We start from the raw sequence: 21,235 nt of genomic DNA on the forward strand, positions 1-21,235 counted from the left end.
CTTATCCGATTCTGATCACGCTATCGGATGTGAATGCGAAGGTCGGAATATGCAGGTTCTCCGGCGCCGGACCTTTGCGAATGCGGCCCGCCGTATCGTAGTGCGAGCCATGGCAGGGACAGAACCATCCGCCGAAATCGCCCGCCTGACCGAGCGGAACGCAGCCGAGATGGGTACAGGAGCCGATCATGACGATCCAGTTTTCCTTGCCCTGACCGGCGGAGCGATCGATGTCGGTGGCTTGTGCGTCGGGCGCAAGGTTGGCGTTGCGGGCAACGGGATCCTTCAGCTGAGCCAGTTCGACGGCATTGGCTTCCTGAATTTCCTTCTCGGTGCGGTTGCGAATGAAGATCGGCTTTCCGCGCCATTTGACGGTCAGCGACATGCCGGGCTCGACACTGGCAACGTTAACTTCGATGGAAGCAAGTGCGAGCGTGGATGCATCGGGGCGCATCTGATCGATGAAAGGCCATGCAACAGCGGCAGCACCAACAGCACCCGCCATCCCCGTCACAAGGTAAAGAAAATCGCGACGCGTGGGTTCACCCGACGTGTCATGGTCATTTACGTGCTCGCTCACCGCTACACCATCCTCTGCGCTAATTTCGTTGAAAATCGCATGAGTCCTCCCGCTCCGATTTGATCCAAGACAAACTCCATCCCCAGTGTCTTGGTCATGCTTGCGCGAAGACAAAATCGCGCTTGATATCTGTGATCGCAAAATATGCCCGACTTTGGCAAGAGGAAAGCACACAAAGCTGCCGTAATTTCGCCTCGAGAGGTATCTTTTTCATCCGTTTCCCCCTCCCGGCTGGCCATCGTGCAACATTGTGTGAAAGCATGGCCCGTGGTAAGCGACATCCGGGAGCGCGAGAAGACGGGAATTTACGCGTGAAAGCACGGCTCAGCTGCATCGCCTCGATGGCGATCGTCGCAGCTCTTTTTTCGATAAGCTTCAGATATATAAAAGATTTTTGGCTTCTGGCCTTTGTCAACAGCTTCCAGCTGCACATTGCGGTAGTGGCGGCCATCGCCTGCATCATTTGTTTCTGTCTCCTCCGCTCGCGCCTCTTCATCGCGCTTCTTGCATGGTCGCTCGTACTCTGCGCGCATGCCGTCTCTATGCAATATGATTTCGCAACCGACGGGCAGTATCCAGCCGGGGCCAAACCCTTCCGACTGATGTCGTTCAATGTGCTGCGAGAAAATCGGAAGAGCGCCGAATCAATCGCCGACGCCGTTCTGGCATCTGAGGCAGACGCCGTTTACATCATGGAGGCTGGCGCTGTTCGCAGCGTGCTTGCGCGTCTACAGCAGACCTATCCCTACCGCCTCGGCTGCGGTGTCGGCACACCGTCCTGCGATCTCTTGATGCTGTCCAAGCGACCCTTGCGCGACGCCAGGATCGGCACGCTGAGCTTTGTCAGTCAAGAGCGCGCAGGTTTCGCGCAGATAGACCTGGATGGCGTCACGCTCAATCTCGCGCAGGTTCATCTGACAAAGCCCTATTTCGACGAGTACCACGCTGAGGAACTGTCAGGCCTGTCGCGTGAACTGATAAACCTGAAGGGTCCTGTCATTCTGGCGGGAGATTTCAACTCCGCTAGCGTGGTCCCGGATATGCGTCGCTTCATGGAGAACGCGCGGTTGAAAAAAGGCAGCTGGGAACCCGCAACATGGCCGATCAAAGCCGGGCGGTTCGGCATCGCCATCGACCATGTGTTCGCCCGCAAGCCCGCGACCCTTATCAGCGTCCAGCGCTTGCCCAACAATTTGGGCTCGAACCATTACGGCCTCATTGCGGATTTCATGATCGCTGCGGAATAAGTCCTGCAACAACGAAAACAGTGGCTTGCCACGCCTTTTCGCTCAGTCGAGTGGAAGCGCCTCAACGTCTTCCGCATCCAGGAAGCCGCCGGACTGGCGCGCCCAGAGCTCGGCATAAAGGCCGCCGCTCGCCACCAGTTCACTATGCGTCCCCTGCTCGACGATCCGCCCGGCATCCATGACCACCAGCCTGTCGAGCGCGGCGATCGTTGACAGTCGGTGCGCGATCGCCAGCACCGTCTTGCCCCTCATCAGTTCGTCAAGATTGCTTTGGATTGCTGCTTCCACTTCGGAGTCGAGCGCTGACGTCGCCTCATCCAGAATAAGAATGGGAGCGTCCTTCAGCATCACGCGGGCAATCGCGATGCGCTGGCGCTGACCGCCGGAAAGCTTCACGCCACGCTCGCCGACATGGGCATCGAAGCCCTTTCGACCGCGCTGATCTTCCAGGCGGGCGATGAATTCATCCGCCTGCGCCCGCCGCGCGGCTTCAAGCAACTCCTCTTCGCTCGCCTCCGTCCGGCCGAACATGATGTTGTCGCGAATAGAGCGGTGCAGAAGCGAGGTGTCCTGCGTCACCATGCCGATATGGGCGCGCAACGACTCTTGCGTCACATGCGCAATATCCTGTCCGTCGATCAGGATGCGCCCCTGCTCAACGTCATAGAAACGCAAAAGCAGATTGACGAGTGTCGACTTGCCGGCACCGGAACGGCCGACGATCCCGACCTTTTCGCCAGGCGCGATGGTGAGGTTGAGGTGATCGATCACACCTTTGCCGCGCCCGTAGTGGAAGCTGACATCATCGAACTGAATGCTCGGCGTCGTCACCTTGAGCGGCGTTGCATCGGCTGCATCGACCAGGCCGATCGGCTGCGAGATCAGTTCGGCAGCATTCTGCACGGTGCCGAAATTGCGCATGATGCCGTTGAACTGCGTCATCAGCCGCCCGAGCAGGAAGTTGAGCCGCAGCACCAGCGCAAGTGTGAAGGCAACGGCACCCGAGCTGATCCTGCCCGAAAGCCAGAGATCGATGCAAAGTGCGGCCATCGACGTGATCATGATACCGGATAGCAGCGCCATCGACGCCCTCACGCCGGTGATGAAGCGGGTGAAGGTCATGGTGGTGCGCTGGAAGGTGTCGAAGCCCTGCCGCATATAGCGGTCATTGGCATCATCACGGCCAAAGAGGCGCAGTGTCTGGATATTGCTGTAGGCATCCACCATGCGCCCGTTCAGCATGGAGGCGGCTTCGGCGGTCTCTCTCGAATGGAAACGAATGCGCGGCACGAAGTAGCGCGCCAGCATGGAGAAGATGCCGACCCAGAGCACGACCACCAACCCGAGCCGCCAGTCCAGCCCGCCGATCAGGAAAAGCATCGATACGGAATAGATACCGACGAACCAGACGCTTTCCATCAGCGAGGTGACGAGATCGCCCGCCGCCTGCCCGCCAGACCAGACCTTGGTGACGATACGGCCGGAAAAATCGTTCTGGAAAAAGCTCAGCGATTGCCGCGCCACATGCATGTAGGACTGCCAGCGCACAAGATTGTAAAAGCCAGGCGTTATGATCTGCTGATCGACCAGTGCCGTCAGCATGGTGACGACGAAGCGCACGACAGCGATCAGGAACAGCATGCCGATCAGTTCATAGCCGTGGCTCGCCAGGAGCCCCGACCAGCCATCGCCCGGCTTCACGGTTGAGAGGATATCGACCAGCCGCCCGACGAACCAGAAGAGTGCCGCTTCGATCGCCGCCGTCAATCCACCGAGCACCAGCATGGCGAAGAACGGCGCTTTGGCCTGCCGGAGATAGTACCAGATGAAACGAAATGTGCTTTCCGGCGGCCTCAGATCGTCCTTGCGGGCGAAGGGCTCGATCCAGTTTTCGAAATAGTGGAAAACACGAGTGATGATCATATTGATTGTATAGGCGGATTCTTGAAACGGGCAAAGAAGAGGGCAGATTATATTTCGGTAATGCGGCCCGAAAACATCAATGCGTTACGGGGCCAAAGGACGGACGACTCTCTAATGAAAAAACGCGGGAGATGTTCCCGCCTTCACGATCGATCGTCGCGCAATGGCGTTACAACTCGGTCCAACTGTCCTGCGCAAGCGCCACTGCCGCCGAGCCCTTTCTCGAGCAAGCGATGGCAAGCCGCCGACCGAGCGCGCGGGCGGTCGATTGCGGCGCCAGCTGGTAAGCGGTGACTGGAAATGCCGTTTCATTCTCATGCTGAACAAGCGCATGACGCATGAAAATTGGACGAAAAAATCAGGCCCGCGCATAACAATGCGCGGGCCTTACATTCAGATATGCTGACGACACGAGCCTCGATTTATACAGGTTCCCTATTCGCCTGCTTCTTGCATCTCCGGCTCCTCATCGGCAATGAAGCCGCCGGACTGGCGCTGCCATAGATCGGCATAGATGCCACCATGGGCCACGAGTTCGGAATGCGTTCCAGCCTCAACGATCTTGCCCTTGTCGAGAATGATCAGACGATCCATCTCGGTCAGAGTCGAGAGCCGGTGCGCAATCGCAATCACCGTCTTGCCTTCCATCAGCGCGAACAGGTTCTCCTGGATGGCCTGTTCGACTTCTGAGTCCAGCGCCGAGGTTGCCTCATCGAGAATGAGGATCGGCGCATTCTTGAGGAACACACGCGCAATCGCGATACGTTGACGCTGACCACCGGAGAGCTTGACGCCGCGCTCGCCAACCTGCGCATCGAGTCCCTGGCGGCCATGCATGTCCACCAGCGTTTCGATGAAGTCCCAGGCATTGGCGCGCTTGGCCGCAGCGATGATCTCCTCATCGCTTGCACCTGGATGACCATAGGCGATGTTGTCGCGAATGGAGCGGTGCAAAAGCGAGGTGTCCTGCGTCACCACGCCGATCAGGCTGCGAAGACTATCCTGCGACACCTCCGATATGTCCTGCCCGTCGATAGTGATCCTGCCGCCCTCCAGATCGTAGAAGCGCAACAGAAGGTTCATTAGCGTCGTCTTGCCGGCACCGGAGCGCCCGACGAGACCGACCTTCTCACCCGCCTTGATATCCAGCGTCAGCCCATCGATGACACCCTTGTTCTTTCCATAATGGAAACGAATATCATCGAACCGGATTGCACCCTTATGCGCGGTCAGCGTCGGTGCGTTTGCAGCATCGACGATATCGTGCGGCTTGGTCATCATCGACATGCCGTCATAGACGGTACCGATGTTCTCAAACAGGGCGGTGACTTCCCACATGATCCATTGCGACATGCCATTGACGCGCATGGCAAGGCTGATGGCAATCGCGACCGAACCGGCCGTGACCGAGCCCTGCATCCAGAAATATAGACCGAGACCGGCGGTCGAGAACATGACGACCGCATTGTTGATGTCGATCAGTATGTTGAAGCCGGAAATCTTGCGCATCTGGCGGTGAACGGTTCCGAGAAACACATTCATGCCTTCGCGCGCATAGATCTCCTCGCGTCCCGCATGCGAGAACAGCTTGATCGTCGAGATATTGGTGTAGCTGTCGACGATACGGCCGGTCATCATCGAGCGCGCGTCCGCCTGCTCCTGCGCCAACCGGCCGAGTTTCGGCACGAAATAGGTTAGGATGCACAGGTAGATACCGAGCCATACGAGCAACGGGATCACCAGCCGCCAGTCGGCAGCCGCCACCATGAACAGCATCGAAATGACGAAGCTGATCGCGTAGACGAAAACGTCGATGATCTTCAACGCCACTTCGCGGATCGCGAGCGCCGTCTGCATCACCTTGGTCGAAACTCGGCCTGCGAACTCGTTGGCGAAGAAGGTCATGGAGTGGCGCAGCAGATAGCGATGCATCCGCCAGCGCGCGATCATGCCGAAATTGCCCGCCAGCGTCTGGTGCATGGTCATGGTATGGATCGCGCCCATCAATGGCAACGCGATCAGAACGAGCGCACCCATGCCGACGAGATGCCATCCCTCATCCGCAAAGAAGGTCTCGCGGTTTGCGGTGGAGAGCCAATCGACGATGCTTCCGAGAAATTTGTAGAGCATCGCTTCGGCAATCGCGATGCCCATGGACATCAGGCCAAGCAGAAGAAGCCACGGCCATGCCGGCTTCACGTAATGCCAAATGAAGGCGATCAGCGTCTTTGGCGGTGTCGACGGCGTAGACGAAGGAAATGGATCGAGTCGTTTTTCAAACCAGCCAAACATGAGGCTAAGCTCCGAATAGAATACCCCGAGAGAGCACGCGCAATGGACGTAAAGCGCCACCGCCACAACGGGAAAACACATGGAACGTGGCCGTAACAGCCACATGACGAAATTTTAAATCGGAAAAATGCGGGAGACCCGCAGGGACACACCTAGGCCTGAAGCGGCACCACAAAGGCCGGGAGGTGATATCGATTGTACTGATGCATCTGAACCTCCTATGGCTGGTGTTGAAGATGACGCCTTGTAGCTCAAAATATAAGCATTGACCAGAGGTAAACGACCGCAAATCCAAGATTGTGTCGCGCAAGCATCAGGTTGTGGCGTTGAAGTGACAGGAGAATACCCCGCGACTATTCACCAAAGGTTGGTCGTGCTAACCGCCTGAACCTCATCGAGAAGAGGAAAGCCATCATGTCGAACATCAGGATCGCCCTTTATCAGCCGGATATTCCAGGCAATACCGGCACGATCCTGCGGCTTGCGGCCTGTCTCGGCGTCAGCGTCGACATCATCGAACCGGCGGGCTTCGATATTTCCGATCGCAACCTGAAGCGCGCCGGCATGGACTACATTGCCGCGGCCGCGCTCACTCGCCACGTCAACTGGGACCGGTTCGAAGCGTGGCGCGCCACCACCGGACGGCGCCTGGTGCTGGCCTCGACCAAGGCCGCCCTGCCCTACACGAAGATCGCGTATCGCCCTGACGATATCCTGCTCTTCGGTCGCGAAAGCGCAGGCGTGCCAGATCACGTGCATGACAAGGCGGATGAGCGCGTTCTCATTCCCATGGTGGAAGGCCAGCGCTCGATCAATGTAGCCATGTCCGCCGCGATGATCACCGGCGAAGTTCTTCGTCAAACATTTTGGCCATAAACTTTGGGGCAATCTGAAAAGATTGTTTCAGAAAGTTCTGTACCGCAGAACTTTTCGCCCCTATATTTGTTAGCCAACGAAAGATTTCCCGCCCGATGTCTTCTTGCTCCGCATGAACGCATGCAGAGGAGAACCTCGCGCAAGGCTATTCTTTGATAATGACCGAAAGACGTAAAGGAGTGGCCGCTCATGGAATCCACCATCGTTATCGTCAATCTGCTTGGAGCGGTTGCGCTGCTTCTGTTCGGTCTGACGCAGGTCAAGGATGGCGTCACGCGTGCCTTTGGCGTCAAGCTCAGAACCATCCTCGCCACCAGCACCCGCAACGGCCCCCGCTCCTTCGTCTCCGGCTTTTTCGCAACCATTGCGCTGCAGAGTTCCACCGCCACGGCGTTGACTGTCGCCTCCTTTGCCGAGCGTGATCTGATCCGCCCGCGCATGGCGCAGATCGTTCTCCTCGGCGCCAATGTCGGCACTGCCGTCACCGCCTGGATTTTCGCAACCGGTGTCGCATGGCTGTCGCCGCTTCTCATCCTGTCCGGCATCGTGCTGCGCAAGGGCAACTCCAACGCCCGCCAGGGTGGCGGCACCGCTCTGGTCGGCGTCGGGCTGATGCTGCTCTCGCTGCATCTCTTGAGCAACGCGACCGAGCCCATGCGCGCCTCCCCTGCACTCGGAGCCTTCATCGGCCTGCTGGATGACGCCTGGCCTGTCGCGCTGCTTCTATCGGCTGGTATGGCCTTCTTCTCCTCTTCCAGCCTTGCCATGGTCGTGCTGATCCTGTCGCTCGCGTCCGCTGGCATTCTGTCCACGGGGCTCATCATCGTTCTCGTTCTCGGGGCCAATCTTGGTGGCGCAATCCCGCCGGTCATCGCGACGATGAGCGGCCCAGCCGCCGCACGGCGCATCACGCTCGGCAATCTGGTCATCCGCGCCATCGGCTGCGCCATCGCCATGCCGCTCGCCTCCTATGGCGCGCTGGCGCTGCAACAGTTGCCGCTGTCGGAAAGCATGCTGCCGGTCGATGCACACCTGATCTTCAACATCCTGCTGACGATCGTTGCATGGCCGCTCTCGGGTTTCGTCTCCGATCTGATGGCAAAGGTTGTGCCGAGCGATGTGCAAAGCGATGACGGCCCGCGCTTTCTCGACAAGGATGCGCTCGATACGCCGGTTGTCGCCTTGGCCAATGCCACACGTGAGGTTCTGGTGATCGGCGACACGATCGAGCGCATGCTGATCCGCGCCGAAAACGCCTTCAAACACAATGATCTGGCACCCCTTGCCGAAATCGCCACGTTGGAAAAAAAGGTGGACCAGCTACAGCAGGAGGTGAAGATCTACCTCTCGCAGCTTGGCCGCAAGGGACTGGACGAAAACGATGCGCGCCGTTCGATCACGGTCATCGACTACGCCATCAATCTCGAACATATGGGCGACATCATCGAGAAGGGCCTGTGCGAACAGATCCGCAAGAAGATCCTCAACGGCTTCAAATTCTCTGATGAAGGCTATGACGAGTTGAAGACCCTCTTCGACATGACCATTGAGAACCTGCGCGCGGCCCAAAGCATCTTCGTCACCGGCGACCTGTCGCTTGCCCGGCGGCTGATGGAAATCAAAATCGATATCCGCCGCCTCGAAAAGCGCTCGTCGGGCCGCCACCTCGAACGTCTGCGCGACGGGCTGATGGAGAGCCTGCAGACCAGCTCGCTGCATCTCGACATGCTGCGAGACCTGAAGCGCATCAATGCCCATATCGTCTCGGTCGCGCATCCCATTCTGGATGAAAGCGGCATTCTGGGTGAGAGCCGCCTGCGTACAGCCGAGACGCGGGCGTAAGGGTTTAGTGGCGAGGTTCTTGACGGGCCCTGCCATCCGCGCCCCCCATCTCCGTCATCCTCGGGCTCGCCCCAAGGATCCATCTTAATCCAAAGATTTCAGGAGGTTGTGGATCCTCGGGTCAAGCCCGAGGATGACGGCAGTGAGTGTGGACCGTCCCAGCGCCCGCCGCTCAGTCCGCCGAGGGCAAACGCCGCATGGTGAACTCAATCTGGTCGCCTTCCAGCTGCCGCCAGCTTTCCACTTCGGTCCAGTAAGCGGCCTTCGGATATTCGTCGAACCATTCCTTTGCCTTGGCGCGTGCTTCCGCCCGCGTCATGCAAAAGGTCTGGCGCACGAACATGCCGCTTTTCTGGTTCTTGGAGACACCTCCATCGCGGTCGCGGCGGTGTGCGGCAATCCTGCGTTTCAAGCCTTCGAGCGGTGGCGGTCCGGTAAATTTCGTCATGCCAATACCTCTTGTCTTCAAAAGATAGTGCGCCGCCGTCCGCTTGGCGAGTCGAAATTGTAACCGGGCCGAACCGCTGATACATCGTGAGGCAATAGTCGAATCGCATGAAGGAGACCGGATATGGAACGCCCCGTTTTGCCAAAGGGCCTGCCGGACGACATCGAGGACAAGAAGACGATCGCCAAGGCCTGGTTCGAGAGCCTGCGCGATACCATCGTTGCCTCCTTCGAGACGATCGAGGATGAGCTTCAGGGACCGCTCTCCGATCAGCCACCGGGACGCTTCGTACAGAAGAAGTGGCTGCGCGATGATGGCGAAGGCGGCGGCGGCATCATGTCGATGATGGAAGGCCGGGTGTTCGAAAAAGTCGGCGTCCACACCTCCACCGTCCATGGCGAATTCTCCGAGGAGTTCCGCAAGCAGATACCGGGCGCTGACGAGGATCCACGCTTCTGGGCCTCCGGCATTTCGCTGATTGCCCATCCGGTCAATCCCAATGTGCCGGCGGTGCATATGAACACACGGATGGTGGTGACGACGAGCCACTGGTTCGGCGGCGGCGCCGACCTCACACCCGTCTTGAACCGTCGCCGCACGCAGGACGATCAGGATACGCAACTCTTTCACCGCGTCTTCGAGATCACCTGCAACCGGCACGCGGTCGCGGATTATCCGCGCTACAAGCAATGGTGCGACGAATATTTCTTCCTCAAGCATCGCAACGAGCCGCGTGGCATTGGCGGCATATTCTTCGACTGGCTGTATCCGGATGAAGAGAAGGGCGGCTGGAACGCCAACTTCGCCTTCGTTCAGGATGTCGGGCGCGCCTTCAACCTCGCCTACCCGAAGATCGTGCGCGGCAACTTCAACCAGCCATGGACCGAGGAAGATCGCGACGAGCAGCTGATTCGCCGCGGCCGCTATGTGGAATTCAATCTGCTACACGATCGCGGCACGATTTTCGGCCTGAAAACCGGTGGCAATGTGGAGTCGATCCTGTCGTCTCTTCCGCCTGTGGTGCGCTGGCCTTAAAAAGATTCGAACGATCACGAAGATTTTGATGTTCTTTCGCGTAAAGGGCCGATTTTTGAAAAATTGGCCCTACCGCAAATTCAGGGCAGTGATATTCTTTGAGTCCTAGATGGACTGGAGGAGCTATCGTCATGATTACTTCGAACAGCATGCCCATTTCCACGGTAAACGGCAAAGAGCCACGCATCATCCCCACCTCAGAACTGATCGACCGGCTGGCAGCCGAGATGCGCGAGACGGGAGATCGCGAACTGCCTTTGTCATTCTATGTCGAGCAGGTAAAGCGCAAGCTGGCCAACGAAAACGCGGCCAATGATGACAAGGCGGAGGAACAGACTGGCCCGGCAGCGGCCTCTTCATCCGTCTTCGCCTGCTGGGCGCTGCCCGAACAGGGTTGAAGCCGCCACGTCGTTGTAACGCGCCTCGCCCGATGCGAGGCGCGATTTAATACGGAACATAACCCTCCCGCGCCCGTTCGAACGGAATGGCTGGCTGCGAACGCAGCCTGAGCCAGCAATCCATATAGGGAGGCTGTTATGAGACTTTTCGAATGTGGAACATTGGTGCCCGGTTGCGCGTGGCATACCCGCGCCGATGAAGACGCCGAGGTCGTGCGCCGCAGCGTCGAGCATATGCGCCAGGCCCATGGCGAAACCGTCATTCGCGAAAACATGGTCGAGAACATCAAGGCCCGTATTCGCGACGAAAACAACGTCGAAGCCTAAGCTTTAACATGAAGCATGTCGCGCAAACTGCGCAGCGGTTTTGCGATAACGACATACGGTCAAATCAAAAGCTTAAGCTTAGGAGCGCATCTGAAAGATCGCGAAACGCTTTGGATCGTCACCCCGGACGTGATCCGGGATGACACGTATGATTAGCTTTGCTGCAGTTTGGTGGTGAGACGCGAAAGCAGTGCCTCGCGATCAAGGGCGAAATTCCCCTCTACCCAGGCCGCTTCCAACTCACCCAGAACCTCGCCTACCTGAGGACCCGCGGGAAGACCGGCTGCGAGCACATCCGCGCCGCTCAACGGAAAGGCAGGCTTGTTGAACTTCTCGGCCCGCGCCAGAAGCGTGGAGAACCGTGCGATCTTCTGCATCGACGCGTCTCCGGCCGACACATCCGCCCGCGCCGAGGCAAGGGAGAGTCTCAGCCGCATCTTTATCCCCTCGGCACCCTGTCGATAGAGAAGACGATCAAGCGCGGTCTCGGCGAGAGACGGATCGACGGTTGGCGCTTTCACCCACTGATCGAGACGCGCCGCCTCGTTCTTGGACATGCGCAACCGGCTCGCAACGGCGGCAACCCGCTCTGCATCCGGTGGAATGATGGATGCAAGCCGCAGCATCGGGTCTGGCTTCCAGCCAAGCGCCTGCTCGGTCGCGACGAGGCCGTGGATGGCGTCGATACCCCATTTTTCCGTTTCCGGCAGGATTTGCGCCAAGACACCCGCCTGTCGCATCCAGAGCAGCGCCCGCGACGGGTCGTCGGCGGAGAGCAGCTTTTTCATTTCGCTCCAGACCCGTTCGGCAGACAGCGTCGAGAGCTTGTCCTTGGCGCGCGCACTTGCACGCAGGCCATCCGCATCCGGGCGACCGGAACCGTAATAGGCAAAAAAGCGGAAGAAGCGCAGGATGCGCAGATGATCTTCGGCAATTCGCGTTGCCGCATCGCCGATGAAGCGAACGGTCTTCGTTTCAATATCGGCAAGTCCACCGATCAGGTCGATGACCTCGCCGGAGGCATCGGCATAAAGCGCATTGATCGTCAGGTCACGGCGTTTGGCGTCTTCTTTCCAGTCCGTACCGAAAGCGACCTCGGCGTGGCGTCCATCGGTCGTGACATCGCGACGAAGCGTCGTCACTTCATAACCCTCGCCATCGACGACCAGCGTTACCGTACCATGGTCGATCCCTGTCGGCACCGCCTTGATACCGGCATCCTTCGCCCTCTCCACCACATCCTGCGGCGGCAAAGTGGTCGCCATGTCGATATCGCCGACCGGCAGTCCCATCAGCGCGTTGCGCACGGCGCCACCCACCACGCGCGCCTCGCCGCCATCGACGTTCAGAAGCGAAAAAATCCGCTGTAGGCCGGGTTTGGAAAACCAGCTCTGCCCGGCAATGCCGCTCATGAATAGAACCTCTCGTAAATGCTGCGCACGATGCCCGCCGTAATGCCCCAAATGTAGCGCTCGCCATAGGGCATTTCATAGAAAAACCGCTCTCTCCCCTGAAACATCCGGCTGCCGCGGCTGTGGTTGGCAGGGTTCATCAGAAAGGACAATGGTACCTCGAACACCTCATCCACCTCCGCCGGGTTCGGCGTCAGTGTAAATCCAGGCCTGACCACAGCCAGAACCGGCTTGATGCGAAACCCCGTGCCGGAAATATAATCGGGCATGCGCCCGACCGTCTCGATGAAACGGCGCGACATACCGATCTCTTCTTCCGTCTCGCGTAGTGCCGCCTCTTCCGGCGAGCGATCCTGCGCATCGATGCCGCCACCGGGAAAGGAGATCTGGCCGGAATGGTTGCGCAACGTCTTAGTCCGCTGGGTAAAGATCACCCGCGCGTCGTCGCCGTAATCGATGACCGGAACCAGCACCGCCGCATCCTTCAGCCGAATACCATCGCCGGAAAGTCGTACACTCGGATTGAGGATATGATCGCCGATATCCCGAGCTTCGCGATCCTCCAGCTCGGCAACACCCTCGCCATCCTCCAGGACCCGCCGCCGGAAGTCGGCAGCGGAAAATGCCATCAGTTCAGCTCTCATCGGGCAAGCGCTTCCAGCTCATCCGCAGGCATGATCGGAAACACCGCGCCGCCGGAGCGCACGGAGAACATGTCCCTGCCATCAATCTCGATAACCTCGCCGAGCTCCACCAGATCATACATCACCGCCCGAGACACCAGCGCTTCCAACCTGCCTCGGACAAGGAGATAAGGTTTTAGCTCATCATTCTCGCCGCCAGTGGTGAAGCGAAGGGGGTGCTCGAGCCCGGCTTCCACCACATCACCAACATTTGTTCGGAAGGTCAAAAGCGGCGACCCGTCCTTTTCGCTGACACTCATTTCGACGGCGATGAAAGGTGCGTCGGCGACCCGAATACCAACCCTTTCCACAGGGGTCACAAGATAGGTCTTGCCATCCTCGTCCTTGCGCAAAACCGTTGAAAACAAACGCACAAGCGGGGCTCTACCGATCGGTGTGCCCATATAGAACCATGTGCCGTCGGCGCGGATTTCCATGTCGAGATCGCCACAGAAAGGCGGCTTCCATTTCTCGACGGGAGCGGGTCCTCGGGGCTTGTCGCCCGTCTGCTCGCTGGCACGGGAAATCAATGCCGCAAGCCCTGCCGCATCCGTTGCCGCATTAATCCTGTCATCTGCCATATTCGAGCCCTGCTTTGCCAATTATGCAATAAAGGAACATGGGTAACGAGATAGTCATTTAAAGGATGCTTGTCAGCGGTTAGCGTGGCAATAAGCTATAGGCAGCGCCAAATCCCTCCTGTATTCCAATAGGAAGGTTGAAGGTCAGAGTTTGTCAGGGATAAGTGGAAACCGGTTATCCCGAAGAGACAAACGGCAACAAAAAATCGAGAATCTATCTGGTTTAAAATGAACCAGACAGATTCTAGGCACCGCTGCGGCGGGGTTTTGAGGAGAGCCATATGGGCGTGATGAACACCACCGACCCCCTCGACGAAAAGGCGATCGTCGCTGCTGCCGAAAAGGCGCTGGCCGATATCGCCGCCATTCGCGGCGAAGTCTCCAAGGTCATTTTCGGTCAGGAAAAAGTGGTGCAGAACACGCTTCTCGCCATTCTCTCGGGCGGCCATGCTCTGCTCGTCGGCGTTCCGGGTCTGGCGAAAACCAAACTCGTCACGACGCTTGGCACGGTGCTGGGGCTCGATGCCAACCGCATCCAGTTTACCCCGGACCTGATGCCCTCGGATATTCTCGGCTCCGAAGTCATGGATCAGGATGAGAGCGGCCGCCGCTCCTTCCGCTTCATCAAGGGCCCGATCTTCGGCCAGCTGCTGATGGCGGATGAAATCAACCGCGCAAGCCCGCGCACCCAGTCCGCCCTTCTGCAGTCCATGCAGGAATATCACATCACGGTGGCAGGTCAGCGCTACGATCTGCCCAAACCCTTCCACGTTCTGGCAACCCAGAATCCGCTGGAGCAGGAAGGCACCTATCCCCTGCCGGAAGCCCAGCTTGACCGCTTCCTGTTGCAGGTGGATGTGGATTATCCCGAACTTGCCGCCGAACGCCAGATCCTGCTCGACACCACGGGGACGTCATCGGCAGAAGCACGCCGCATGATCGAGGCCGAGCGGTTGATCGAAATCCAGGGTTTGATCCGCCAGATGCCGGTCAGCGACAAGGTGGTGGATGCGATCCTTTCGCTCGTCCGTTCCGCTCGCCCAGGCCACGGCAACAAGCTGACAGACAAGAACGTCGCATGGGGTCCAGGCCCGCGTGCCGGACAATCTCTGATGCTGACGGCGCGTGCACGCGCGCTTTACGAAGGCCGCCTGGCGCCCTCGCTCGATGACATCTATGCGCTGGCGGAACCCGTGCTGGAACACCGCATGGCGCTGACCTTTGCAGCCCGCGCCGAGGGCATGTCGGTGCGCGACGTGATTGCCGGGCTCGTAGAACAGGCCAAGAGCTAAGCCGTTGCCCAAGCAAAAACGGTCTTAAAAAAACACAGGAGCGCATGTGGCATCCATCGGCCAGATCGTAGAGCAGACATCGGGCAGCGACGTGCTGGCCCGCGCGCGCCAGCGCGCCGCTCTGGTGCCGGATTGCATGGTGGAAGCCAGGCGCATCGCCAACACCGTGACAGCCGGCTGGCACGGCCGCCGCAAGCGCGGCATCGGCGAGAACTTCTGGCAGTTCCGCCCCTATGCCGATGGCGAAAGCCTGTCGCGCATCGACTGGCGGCGCTCCGCCCGCGACGATCATACCTATGTGCGCGATCGCGAATGGGAAGCCGCCCACACCATCTGGCTCTGGGCCGATCTCTCGCCCTCCATGATGTATAAGTCGACGCTCGGAACCGTCTCCAAGGAAAGCCGCGCGCTGGTCCTGATGCTGGCGCTGGCGGAGATTCTCGCCCGCTCCGGTGAGCGCATCGGCTGCCCCGGCATCATGGAGCCGGTCTCTGCCCGCAACGCCGCCGAGCGGCTGGCAAATGCCATCATGCATGCGCCCGCCACGACCGGCCTGCCCGATACCAGCATGATCCGCGGTGCCAGCGACATCGTGCTGATCGGCGACTTTCTCGATGATGCGACAACCATCATGGAGCGGCTCTCGCCGCTGGCGCGCCGTGGTCTTGGCGGTCACGTGGTGGAAATTGCCGATCCGGCGGAAGAGGTCTTCCCCTATAGCGGGCGCACGGAATTTTCCGATCCCGAAACCGGCGAAAAGCTGACGTCCGGACGGGCTGAAACCATCCGCGAGGATTACACCCGCGCCTATTTCGCCCGCCGCGAAGCGCTCTCCTCCTCGCTGCGCCGACTCGGCTGGAACTTCATCTTCCACCGCACCGATCATCTGGCCTCCGAAGCGCTGGTTGCCATGCACATGTATCTCTCCGGCTCTCCCGCCGGCGGGCGAAACGGAGACCGCCCATGAGCGCGCTCCCTTTCGTCTTCACCAGCCCCTACATTCTCTTTGGCCTTCTGGCGCTTCCCGCCATCTGGTGGCTCCTGCGCCTCACGCCACCGCGCCCGAAGGCGGAAGTCTTTCCGCCGCTGCGCATTCTCGCAACGGTTCTGAAGCGCGAGGAAACACCATCGAAAAGCCCTTGGTGGCTGACGCTGCTCCGCATGCTGCTCGCCGCCGCCGTCATCCTTGCGCTTGCCGATCCGGTCATCAATCCGCGCAACAATACGCTGGCCGGAAGCGGCCCGCTGGTGCTGATCGTCGACAATGGCTGGGCCTCCGCTCCGGATTGGGAGCGCCGCGTCCGAACCGCAGAAGCCTTGATCGGCGATGCAGAGCGCGCCGAGCGCCCTGTGTCTCTGACCTTTACTGCAGATCGCGAACATGATGCCGAACCCGGTACGACGGCCGCTGCACTGGAAAAACTTGCCGCCGCCAAGCCACAGCCGCTGGTGCCGGACCGCGTGCGCGCCGCCGAATCCGTCATCGAGGCGATGAACGGCACCGCGCCCGGCACCCTTGCCTACATCACCGATGGCGTCGCTACGCCGGAAGACCGCGCGGCCCTGAGCAGCCTTGCCAGCCTTCAGGCCTCCGAGTTCCGCGTCATTGAAGGCGATGGCCACCAGGTTGCCGCCATTACCGGCGCGGAAAACGGTGCCGACACCATGAATGTTTCGCTGTCGCGCTTGAACACCAACGGACCGGCCAATTACACCATCAATGCGCAGGATGCCCAGGGCCGCATTCTCGCAAGCGACAGCGCAAGCTTTGCCCCGGGTGCAGCCGAAACCACGACCAAGCTCAATGCACCGTTCGAACTGCGCAACGATTTCGCCCGTCTCTCCATAGACCGGCTGTCCACCGCAGGCGCGGTTCACCTGCTGGATGATGGCTTCCGCCGCCGCCGCGTGGCGCTTCTCGCCGGCGAAACCGGCAATGATTTCCAGCCGCTGCTCCAGCCGCTCTATTACATCAGCCGCGCCCTCCAGCCCTATGTCGATCTGGTGCCGCAGCAGCAGCCCGATTTGGCTCTCGCCATTCCGGAACTTCTGCAAAGCAATCCCTCCGTCATCGTCATGGCCGATATCGGCCGCTTGCCGCAGGAAACCTATGCGCCGCTGGAACGCTGGCTCTCGCGGGGCGGCACACTGATCCGCTTTGCCGGTCCGCGCCTTGCCGCCGCACCCGCTGAAGATCCTCTGGTGCCGGTGACATTGCGTCAGGGCGAACGTGCGCTCGGCGGAGCCTTGTCCTGGGCCGAGCCGCAGCCGCTCGCCGACTTCCCCAATTTTGGTCCCTTTGCCGGCATGCCGCGCGCCGAAGGCGTCCACATCAAGCGTCAGGTTTTGGCCGAACCGACGCCCGATCTTGCCGAACGCACCTGGGCAAGCCTTGCCGATGGCACGCCGCTGGTAACGACACGCACGGTGGATGCCGGTCGCATCGTGCTCTTCCATGTCAGTGCCGAAGCAAGCTGGTCGGATCTGCCGATCTCCGGCCACTTCGTCGAGATGCTGCGCCGGATCGTTCAGCAGTCGCAGGTCGGCGGCTCGTCGGCGTCCGCAAACGCGCCTGCTGCAGCCTTGCCGCCTTATCGCGTTTTGACCGCTACCGGCTCGCTATCGCCGGATGTTGGCTCCGCCCGACCGCTGGAGGCGCGTCCCGGCCAGGCGCCGCGCGCCAGCTTCGACAACCCACCCGGCCTCTACGGCACGGAAACCGGCTTCGTCGCCTTGAACCTGCTGCCACCTGGGGCGACGCTTCGCCCTCTCGATACCTCGCTTGCCGGGACCGCCATCGCCACTGAAGGTCTCGTCGGGGAAGCGGCGACATCGCTGCGCCCTGCCCTCTTCATCGCGGCCCTTCTCATGCTCTTTGCCGATAGCCTGATCATCCTCTTTATGAACGGCGCATTTTCCAGGATGCCGCGCGCCCGCTCCTCCGCAGCCGCAATCCTGATTGCAGCATTCGCCGCCTTCGCCCTGTTGGCGCCAAATCCGGTGCACGCCAACGACGCCAAGCCGGGCGATGAAGAAATCCTCAACCGCCTCGACACCACCCATCTTGCCTATGTGAGAACCGGCGAGGACGATGTGGACCGGGTTTCGCAGCAGGGTTTGCAGGGATTGACCGAGTTCATGACCTGGCGCACGACGCTCGAACCGGGCGCGCCGGTCGGGCTCGATATCTCCAAGGATGAACTGTCCTTCTATCCGATCATCTATTGGCCGATCTCCGCCACAGCACCCATGCCGTCGACGGCGGCCATTTCCCGCATCGATGCTTATATGCGCGCCGGAGGCACGGTGCTCTTCGATACGCGTGACCAGTTCTCGTCGCTGAACAGCGGCACCAGCGCCAACGGCCAGCGGCTTCAGGAAATCCTTGCCAATGTTGATATTCCACCGCTGGAGCCCGTGCCGCAGGATCACGTGCTCACGCGCTCCTTCTATCTCCTGAAGAATTTCCCCGGTCGCTACACCGGCAGTCCGCTTTGGGTCGAATCGCGTCAGGATGCGGCCAAAACCACCTCCGGCATTTCGTCCTCGGGCGATGGCGTTTCGCCGATCATCATCACCGGCAACGACTTTGCCGGTGCCTGGGCAGTGGATGACAACGGCGCGCCTGTCCTGCCGACCGTGCCAGCGGACGAGATGCAGCGCGAATATGCCTACCGCGCTGGCGTCAACATCATGATGTATATGCTGACCGGAAACTATAAGGCCGATCAGGTGCATGTGCCCGACATTCTCCAGAGATTGGGGCAGTAACGCATGACGCTCTCCTTCGCCCCCTTCCTTCCCTGGACCGTCATTGCCATTCTGGCCGCAGCCGCGCTCGTTCTGGCAATCGCAGGTCTGCTGCGCGGCGTGCGCGGCGCGTGGCTGCGTGGGCTGGCGCTTGCAGCACTTCTCCTTGCCATTGCCAATCCGCTGCTGACCAATGAGGAGCGCGAGCCGCTCTCCACCATCGTGCCGGTCATCGTCGACCGTTCGCAGAGCCAGGACGTGCAGCAGCGCACCGCGCAGACCGATCAGGCACTGGCCAGTCTCAAAGAGCGCCTTGCCCGCTTCCCCCGCATCGAGCCGCGGATTGTGGAAGTTCGCAATGACGAGAACAGCGACTCGCCTGCGACGAACCTCTTCTCTGCGCTTTCGGCCTCCGTCTCGGATGTCTCGCCTTCGCGCGTCGGTGGCGCGATCTTCCTCAGCGACGGTCAGATCCACGACATCCCCAACGCTACGCCGGATGTCGAACAGACGCTTGGCTTCAAGGCGCCGATCCATGGCCTGATTACCGGCCGCGCCGACGAATTCGATCGCCGCATCGAGGTCGTCCGCGCTCCGCGGTTCGGCATCGTCAATGAGGAGCAGCAACTCACATTGCGCGTCTTCGACGAGGGCCGCACCCAGAGCGGCACGGCGAATGTGACCATCAAGATGAACGGCCAGGAGATAGGCAATCTGCAAGCCGTGCCGGGACGCCCCATTCCCTTCACCTTCAAGGTGCCGCGCGGCGGCAACAATGTGATGGAGTTCTCCGTCGCTGAGCTGCCGGGCGAAGTCACAACCGCCAACAACCGCGCCGTCCATGTCATCGAGGGCATTCGCCAGAACCTGCGCGTGCTTCTTGTTTCCGGCGAGCCGCATGCGGGCGAGCGCGCATGGCGCAACCTGTTGAAGTCCGACACCTCCGTCGATCTCGTGCATTTCACCATTCTGCGTCCGCCGGAAAAGCAGGATGGCACGCCGATCAACGAATTGTCACTGATCGCTTTCCCGACACGCGAACTCTTCGTCGAGAAGATCAACGATTTCGACCTGATCATCTTCGACCGCTACCAGCATCGCGGCGTGCTGCCGATCCTCTATTACGATTACATCGCTCAATATGTTCAAAAGGGTGGCGCGCTGCTGATTGCCGCAGGCCCTGAACATGCCGGGCAGGATTCGATTGCAATGACGCCGCTGGAATCGGTTCTGCCGGCCCAGCCGACCGGTCAGGTCAATCAGGGCGCTTTCTTCCCGCGCCTTTCCGAAGCCGGGAAGAAACACCCGGTCACGCGCGGTCTGGAAGGCTCCGGCGACGAGCCGCCGCATTGGGGCCGCTGGTTCCGCACGGTCGGCGTGGAACAGCCCCAGGGCCAGACTGTCATGCTCGGCGCCGGTCAGGATCCGCTTTTGGTGCTGAACCGCCAGGGCGAAGGCCGCGTTGCCATGCTGCTTTCCGACCAGGGCTGGCTCTGGGCACGCGGCTTTGAAGGCGGCGGCCCGCATGTGGCGCTCTATCGCCGCATCGCCCACTGGCTGATGAAGGAGCCGGAGCTTGAGGAAGAAGCACTGACGGCGCGCGCCAATGGCCGCATGCTTGAGATCACCCGCCAGACCATCGGCGACAATCCCGGCGAGGCGACCGTCAAATTCCCCTCGGGCAAAACCGAGACGATGAGCTTCACCCAAACGGAGCCCGGTCTTTACAAGATCGAACGCCGTATGAACGAGACGGGTCTCTACGAAGTCTCCAATGGCGACTTCACCACTCTGGTCCATGTCGGCGCAGTCGATGCGCCGGAATTCAAGGCAATGATCTCCACCACCGATACGCTGAAGCCTTTGGCTGAAGCGACACGTGGCAGCGTTCACCGGGTGGTCGATGTCGCCAATCGTGTGGTCCTGCCGGATATTCTCCCCGTTCGTGGCGAAGTCCGCGTTGCAGACAATGACCGCATGCTGATCCGCATGACGGATGAAACCGTGCTGAAGGGCGTCAACACCCTGCCGCTCTTCGCAGGCTTCGCCGGTCTCGCCGCGCTGCTGCTGGCCTTCTCTGCTCTGTGGTGGCGTGAAGGCAGGTAACATGCAGTATCAGATCGAACTCAGCGACGGCGCAGACGACAGCGCCAAAGCCGCCATTCTCGCAGGCTTGAAAGACTATAATCTCCATCGCTTCGGCCCCGCCGATTGGAAAGACCTTGTCATAGCTTTAAAGGATGAAAACGGCCAAGTGATCGGCGGCCTTGCCGGTCACACCGCCCGCGGTTGGCTCTACACCGCCCTCCTCTTCATTCCCGAAGCTTTACGCGGACAAGGTCTCGGCCCGAAGCTTCTTCAAATGGCAGAGGACGAAGCCCGCAAGCGCGGCTGCACTGGCGCGCATATCGATACGATGAGCGCTGACGCGCTCACGCTCTACCAAAGGTGCGGCTACGAAATATTCGGACAGATCGCGGAATTCGGCCCGGATTATTCCATGACCTATTTAAAGAAATCGCTGGTCTGAAGCCTGAGCAGGTCAATCC

19 protein-coding genes are annotated in these 21,235 nt (G+C 60.1%); 11 read left to right on the plus strand and 8 right to left on the minus strand.

Going from position 1 to position 21,235, the window contains the following annotated elements; all coding sequences use genetic code 11:
• Nucleotide 1: 1 nt before the first annotated feature.
• Together petA and QE408_RS18600 are read right to left on the minus strand one after the other, a co-directional pair.
• Entirely contained in the window at nucleotides 2–580 is a 579-nt protein-coding gene (petA, locus tag QE408_RS18595; RefSeq protein ID WP_306933726.1) for a ubiquinol-cytochrome c reductase iron-sulfur subunit, read from the minus strand.
• Between the two features lie 305 nt (nucleotides 581–885).
• Nucleotides 886–1,113 (minus strand): hypothetical protein, encoded by a 228-nt coding sequence (locus QE408_RS18600; RefSeq protein WP_306933729.1) that lies wholly within the window; start codon nucleotides 1,111–1,113, stop codon nucleotides 886–888.
• Between the two features lie 9 nt (nucleotides 1,114–1,122).
• Here QE408_RS18600 and QE408_RS18605 point away from each other — a divergent pair, with 9 nt between their 5' ends.
• Nucleotides 1,123–1,827 (plus strand): endonuclease/exonuclease/phosphatase family protein, encoded by a 705-nt coding sequence (locus tag QE408_RS18605; protein ID WP_306933730.1) that lies wholly within the window; start codon nucleotides 1,123–1,125, stop codon nucleotides 1,825–1,827.
• A 42-nt stretch (nucleotides 1,828–1,869) separates the two neighbouring features.
• On the opposite strand, the gene QE408_RS18610 is transcribed toward QE408_RS18605, so the two are convergent.
• On the minus strand, nucleotides 1,870–3,750 hold the full coding sequence (locus QE408_RS18610; protein WP_306933732.1) for an ABC transporter ATP-binding protein: 1,881 nt from the start codon (nucleotides 3,748–3,750) through the stop codon (nucleotides 1,870–1,872).
• A 435-nt stretch (nucleotides 3,751–4,185) separates the two neighbouring features.
• Nucleotides 4,186–6,042 (minus strand): ABC transporter ATP-binding protein, encoded by a 1,857-nt coding sequence (locus tag QE408_RS18615; RefSeq protein WP_306933734.1) that lies wholly within the window; start codon nucleotides 6,040–6,042, stop codon nucleotides 4,186–4,188.
• A gap of 414 nt (nucleotides 6,043–6,456) precedes the next feature.
• Here QE408_RS18615 and QE408_RS18620 point away from each other — a divergent pair, with 414 nt between their 5' ends.
• On the plus strand, nucleotides 6,457–6,918 hold the full coding sequence (locus QE408_RS18620) for a tRNA (cytidine(34)-2'-O)-methyltransferase (RefSeq protein WP_306933736.1): 462 nt from the start codon (nucleotides 6,457–6,459) through the stop codon (nucleotides 6,916–6,918).
• Between the two features lie 189 nt (nucleotides 6,919–7,107).
• On the plus strand, nucleotides 7,108–8,760 hold the full coding sequence (locus tag QE408_RS18625) for a Na/Pi cotransporter family protein (RefSeq protein WP_306933739.1): 1,653 nt from the start codon (nucleotides 7,108–7,110) through the stop codon (nucleotides 8,758–8,760).
• A gap of 172 nt (nucleotides 8,761–8,932) precedes the next feature.
• On the opposite strand, the gene QE408_RS18630 is transcribed toward QE408_RS18625, so the two are convergent.
• On the minus strand, nucleotides 8,933–9,208 hold the full coding sequence (locus QE408_RS18630; RefSeq protein WP_306933740.1) for a hypothetical protein: 276 nt from the start codon (nucleotides 9,206–9,208) through the stop codon (nucleotides 8,933–8,935).
• Nucleotides 9,209–9,331: 123 nt separating this feature from the next.
• On the opposite strand from QE408_RS18630, the gene hemF reads away from it, so the two are divergent.
• The 3 genes from hemF (at nucleotide 9,332) to QE408_RS18645 (ending at nucleotide 10,968) form a co-directional block, all read left to right on the plus strand.
• Complete coding sequence (gene hemF, locus QE408_RS18635) at nucleotides 9,332–10,243, plus strand: oxygen-dependent coproporphyrinogen oxidase (protein WP_306933742.1); 912 nt, start codon at nucleotides 9,332–9,334, stop codon at nucleotides 10,241–10,243.
• A gap of 131 nt (nucleotides 10,244–10,374) precedes the next feature.
• Entirely contained in the window at nucleotides 10,375–10,641 is a 267-nt protein-coding gene (locus tag QE408_RS18640; protein WP_306933744.1) for a hypothetical protein, read from the plus strand.
• 138 nt (nucleotides 10,642–10,779) lie between these two features.
• Complete coding sequence (locus QE408_RS18645) at nucleotides 10,780–10,968, plus strand: DUF1059 domain-containing protein (protein ID WP_306933746.1); 189 nt, start codon at nucleotides 10,780–10,782, stop codon at nucleotides 10,966–10,968.
• Between the two features lie 152 nt (nucleotides 10,969–11,120).
• On the opposite strand, the gene QE408_RS18650 is transcribed toward QE408_RS18645, so the two are convergent.
• Genes QE408_RS18650 through QE408_RS18660 form a run of 3 tightly spaced genes read right to left on the minus strand, consistent with a single transcriptional unit; the run spans nucleotide 11,121 to nucleotide 13,644 of the window.
• Nucleotides 11,121–12,380 (minus strand): CCA tRNA nucleotidyltransferase, encoded by a 1,260-nt coding sequence (locus QE408_RS18650; protein WP_306933747.1) that lies wholly within the window; start codon nucleotides 12,378–12,380, stop codon nucleotides 11,121–11,123.
• Nucleotides 12,377–13,024, minus strand: a complete 648-nt coding sequence (locus tag QE408_RS18655; protein WP_306933749.1) for an NUDIX hydrolase — start codon at nucleotides 13,022–13,024, stop codon at nucleotides 12,377–12,379. Before QE408_RS18655 ends, QE408_RS18650 begins: the two co-directional genes overlap by 4 nt.
• The gene (locus tag QE408_RS18660; protein WP_306933751.1) at nucleotides 13,021–13,644 is read right to left on the minus strand and encodes a DUF1285 domain-containing protein; all 624 of its coding nucleotides are present in this window, start codon (nucleotides 13,642–13,644) and stop codon (nucleotides 13,021–13,023) included. Before QE408_RS18660 ends, QE408_RS18655 begins: the two co-directional genes overlap by 4 nt.
• Before the next feature lie 281 nt (nucleotides 13,645–13,925).
• Here QE408_RS18660 and QE408_RS18665 point away from each other — a divergent pair, with 281 nt between their 5' ends.
• The 5 genes from QE408_RS18665 to QE408_RS18685 are packed head-to-tail and all read left to right on the plus strand — an operon-like array spanning nucleotide 13,926 to nucleotide 21,216.
• On the plus strand, nucleotides 13,926–14,936 hold the full coding sequence (locus tag QE408_RS18665) for an AAA family ATPase (protein WP_306933753.1): 1,011 nt from the start codon (nucleotides 13,926–13,928) through the stop codon (nucleotides 14,934–14,936).
• A gap of 46 nt (nucleotides 14,937–14,982) precedes the next feature.
• Nucleotides 14,983–15,903, plus strand: a complete 921-nt coding sequence (locus QE408_RS18670; protein WP_306933755.1) for a DUF58 domain-containing protein — start codon at nucleotides 14,983–14,985, stop codon at nucleotides 15,901–15,903.
• Complete coding sequence (locus QE408_RS18675) at nucleotides 15,900–18,707, plus strand: DUF4159 domain-containing protein (protein WP_306933756.1); 2,808 nt, start codon at nucleotides 15,900–15,902, stop codon at nucleotides 18,705–18,707. Before QE408_RS18670 ends, QE408_RS18675 begins: the two co-directional genes overlap by 4 nt.
• A gap of 3 nt (nucleotides 18,708–18,710) precedes the next feature.
• Entirely contained in the window at nucleotides 18,711–20,792 is a 2,082-nt protein-coding gene (locus QE408_RS18680; RefSeq protein ID WP_306933758.1) for a hypothetical protein, read from the plus strand.
• 1 nt (nucleotide 20,793) lies between these two features.
• Complete coding sequence (locus QE408_RS18685) at nucleotides 20,794–21,216, plus strand: GNAT family N-acetyltransferase (RefSeq protein WP_306933760.1); 423 nt, start codon at nucleotides 20,794–20,796, stop codon at nucleotides 21,214–21,216.
• Nucleotides 21,217–21,235: the final 19 nt, after the last annotated feature.

Source organism: Agrobacterium larrymoorei (genome assembly GCF_030819275.1).
Taxonomy (GTDB): domain Bacteria; phylum Pseudomonadota; class Alphaproteobacteria; order Rhizobiales; family Rhizobiaceae; genus Agrobacterium; species Agrobacterium larrymoorei_B.

Coding starts and splice junctions, on each gene's coding strand:
- QE408_RS18660 (WP_306933751.1), bottom strand. CDS start 13,644: ATGGCAGATGACAGGATTAATGCGGCAACGGATGCGGCAGGGCTTGCG.
- QE408_RS18650 (WP_306933747.1), bottom strand. CDS start 12,380: ATGAGCGGCATTGCCGGGCAGAGCTGGTTTTCCAAACCCGGCCTACAG.
- QE408_RS18630 (WP_306933740.1), bottom strand. CDS start 9,208: ATGACGAAATTTACCGGACCGCCACCGCTCGAAGGCTTGAAACGCAGG.
- hemF (WP_306933742.1), top strand. CDS start 9,332: ATGGAACGCCCCGTTTTGCCAAAGGGCCTGCCGGACGACATCGAGGAC.
- QE408_RS18615 (WP_306933734.1), bottom strand. CDS start 6,042: ATGTTTGGCTGGTTTGAAAAACGACTCGATCCATTTCCTTCGTCTACG.
- QE408_RS18610 (WP_306933732.1), bottom strand. CDS start 3,750: ATGATCATCACTCGTGTTTTCCACTATTTCGAAAACTGGATCGAGCCC.
- QE408_RS18605 (WP_306933730.1), top strand. CDS start 1,123: ATGCAATATGATTTCGCAACCGACGGGCAGTATCCAGCCGGGGCCAAA.
- QE408_RS18625 (WP_306933739.1), top strand. CDS start 7,108: ATGGAATCCACCATCGTTATCGTCAATCTGCTTGGAGCGGTTGCGCTG.
- QE408_RS18620 (WP_306933736.1), top strand. CDS start 6,457: ATGTCGAACATCAGGATCGCCCTTTATCAGCCGGATATTCCAGGCAAT.
- QE408_RS18675 (WP_306933756.1), top strand. CDS start 15,900: ATGAGCGCGCTCCCTTTCGTCTTCACCAGCCCCTACATTCTCTTTGGC.
- QE408_RS18665 (WP_306933753.1), top strand. CDS start 13,926: ATGGGCGTGATGAACACCACCGACCCCCTCGACGAAAAGGCGATCGTC.
- QE408_RS18655 (WP_306933749.1), bottom strand. CDS start 13,024: ATGAGAGCTGAACTGATGGCATTTTCCGCTGCCGACTTCCGGCGGCGG.
- QE408_RS18685 (WP_306933760.1), top strand. CDS start 20,794: ATGCAGTATCAGATCGAACTCAGCGACGGCGCAGACGACAGCGCCAAA.
- QE408_RS18640 (WP_306933744.1), top strand. CDS start 10,375: ATGATTACTTCGAACAGCATGCCCATTTCCACGGTAAACGGCAAAGAG.
- QE408_RS18680 (WP_306933758.1), top strand. CDS start 18,711: ATGACGCTCTCCTTCGCCCCCTTCCTTCCCTGGACCGTCATTGCCATT.
- QE408_RS18645 (WP_306933746.1), top strand. CDS start 10,780: ATGAGACTTTTCGAATGTGGAACATTGGTGCCCGGTTGCGCGTGGCAT.
- QE408_RS18600 (WP_306933729.1), bottom strand. CDS start 1,113: ATGCGCGCAGAGTACGAGCGACCATGCAAGAAGCGCGATGAAGAGGCG.